General features: G+C 72.1%; 1 pseudogene. It reads right to left on the bottom strand.

The window, feature by feature from the left end:
• Window positions 1–166: 166 nt before the first annotated feature.
• Window positions 167–2,688, bottom strand: a pseudogene (locus tag ACLEQD_RS40735) (penicillin-binding protein 1A).
• Window positions 2,689–2,753 lie beyond the last annotated feature (65 nt).

Here is a 2,753-nt window from a genome sequence, read left to right as displayed (position 1 = left end):
CCTCCGGACAGGCAGAGGGCCACGGGCGCTTCGGCGGGCGCACCGCGAATGGCGTCCGCCACGGCCAGGGCCAGCCGGGCGGAGGCGGGAGGCGCGCCTTCGTCCGGCTCCGCGTGGGCGGGCAGGGCGAACGCGAGCGCGAGGAGCAGCGGAAGGAGCGAGCGACTCACAGGCCCCTTTTGCCACCTTCCTCCAGGAAGTAGTTGTCCGGCGTCACCTGTCCGGGCGGCGGCGCCTCCGCGGTGGGCTGGGTGCCCTCCAGGAAGGGCTCCATCCGGCCCGGGACCGCGTTGCCCGCGAGCAGCCCCGTCGCCGGGTCGATGCGCACCTGGGTGACGCCCGGAGGCACCTCGAAGTCGCGCGCGGGCAGGCCCTCCTCCGCCACCCGCATGAAGTTGAGCCAGATGGGCAGCGCGGCCCGGCCGCCCGTCTCGCTGCTGCCCAGCGGCGTGTTGTCATCGAAGCCCACCCACGCGCTGGCCACCCAGTCCATCGTGAAGCCGTTGAACCACGTGTCCTTGGACTCGTTGGTGGTGCCCGTCTTGCCCGCGGCGGGCCGGTTCAGCTGCAGCACCGCGCGCGCCGAGCCGTCCTCCACCACGCTGCGCATGAGCGACGTGGTGAGGTACGCCACCGCCGGGGGCAGCGTCTCCTCGAAGGCCGGCTGGTGCTCCTCCAGCACCGTGCCCTTCGCGTCCTGCACGCGCAAGAGCGTCAGCGGCTCCGCGTAGCGGCCGTTGGCCTGGAGCGTGGCGTACGCGTTGACGGCCTCCAGCATCGTCACCTCGCCGGTGCCCAGCGCCAGGGTGAGGTTCTCCGGCATCGCGGAGCGGATGCCGCCCGGCGCGCGAAGTCGATGGCGGTCGCGGGCGTGATGGCCTCGATGAGCCGCACGGACACGGTGTTCTTCGACTTGCTCAGCGCCGTGCGCAGCGTCATGGGCCCCTCGAAGCGCCCGTCGAAGTTCTTCGGCCGCCACGTCTTGCCCGTGTACGGGTCGCGGATGGACTCCGGCGCGTCGTTCACCATGGAGAGCGGCGTGAAGCGGCCGCTGGCCAGCGCCGCGCCGTAGATGAAGGGCTTGAAGGACGACCCCGGCTGCCGCTTCGCCTGCGTGGCGCGGTTGAACGACGAGCGCTCCGCGTCGTAGCCGCCCACCATGGCCACCACGTTGCGGTTGGCCGGGTTGATGACCACGAGCCCACCCTGCGCCAGGGGCACCTGATCCAACGTGGCCTCCACGAAGGCCGGCGCCGGAGGGGCCTTGAGCACGCGCACGAACACCAGCTCCCCGGGCGTGAACACGTCCGCGATGTTCCTGGGCGCCTTCTTGTTCTTCTGCCGCGCCCAGCTGACGGAAGCGAAGGACACCTCCGCGGTGCGGCCCACCAGGTCCACGCGCGCCACGTCGCGCTTCGGGTCCACCTCCGTGACGTAGCCGGTGAGGCGCAACCCCTCCTCCATCGGCTTGAGGATGACCTGGCCCACGCGCACGCGCTCCGGCGACTGGGCCTCCTCTTCCTCCACGTCCGTGTCCGCGGCGAGGGCGGCGGGGCGCTGCTCCTCGGCGCCCTCCACCTCCTGCGCGGTGGGCGCCGGGGGCGTCTTGGGCGCCGGAGCCTCGAGCGGCTGGGCGAGCGGCGCCAGGTCCGCGACGTAGCCCTGGTCCTTCTGCCGGCGGCCGGTCTCCTCGATGCGCTGGACGATGAGCTCGCGGTAGCGCTTCCACTGCGCTTCGTCCAGCTTGCCCTGCGCGCCGCGGTAGCCCTGGCGGCGGTCCAGGGCCTCCAGGCCGTCGCGCACGGCCTGCTCGGCGGTGGCCTGGAGCTTGGGCACGAGCGCGATGTCCACGCGCAGGCCGCCCTCCATCACCATCTTCTCGCCGTAGCGTTCGATGAGCGTGCGGCGGATCTCCTCCGCGTAGTAGGCGCCCGCGCTGACCGGCTTGCGCGGCGCGAGCACGATGGGCTTCTCCTTCTCCGCGTCCACCACCGCGCGCGGCACGAAGCCCTGGCCCGCCATCTGCTCCAGCACGTAGCGCTGGCGCGCCTTGGCGCGGGTGATGTTCGCCACCGGGTTGATGCGGTGGGGGGACTGCACGGTGCCCGCGAGCACGGCGGCCTCACCCACGGACAGGTCCTTCGCGTGCTTGCCGAAGTAGAAGAGCGCGGCCTCCTCCAGCCCGTAGCGGCGCTGCCCGAAGTACACGCCGTTGATGTAGAGGCTGAGGATCTGAGCCTTGGTGAGCGCCTGCTCCAGGCGCGGGGTGAGGATCCACTCGCGGATCTTCCGGCCCAGGCTGCGCTCGGGCGTGAGCAGCATGTTCTTCACCACCTGCTGCGTGAGCGTGGACGCGCCGGACTTGCGGCTGCCGGGGATGAGGTTCTTCACGCCCGCGCGCAGGATGCCGAAGGGGTCCAGGCCCTCGTGCTTGTAGAAGTCCGCGTCCTCGGCGGCGAGGAACGCGTTGCGCACGTGCGGGGGCAGGTCCTCGATGCGGATGAGCGTGCGGCGCTCCAGCGCGTACTCCGCGCAGAGCGAGCCGTCCGCGCACGTCACCTTCGTCACCTGCGGCGGCTGGTAGTTGCGCAGCGACTCCACGGAAGGCAGGTCGCGGCTGAAGTAGACGTAGGTGCCCACGCCCACGCCGATGACGAGCAGCAGGCCCACGACGCCCAGCACCAGCAGCCGCTTCGTCCAGCGCCAGAGCGCGGCGCCGAAGCCGCCCTTCCGGGGCGGCGGGGCTCCGGTCG

This window comes from Corallococcus sp. 4LFB (assembly GCF_046520365.1).
Classification (GTDB): Bacteria; Myxococcota; Myxococcia; order Myxococcales; family Myxococcaceae; genus Corallococcus; species Corallococcus caeni.
This window is presented reverse-complemented; position numbering and strand designations above follow the sequence as displayed.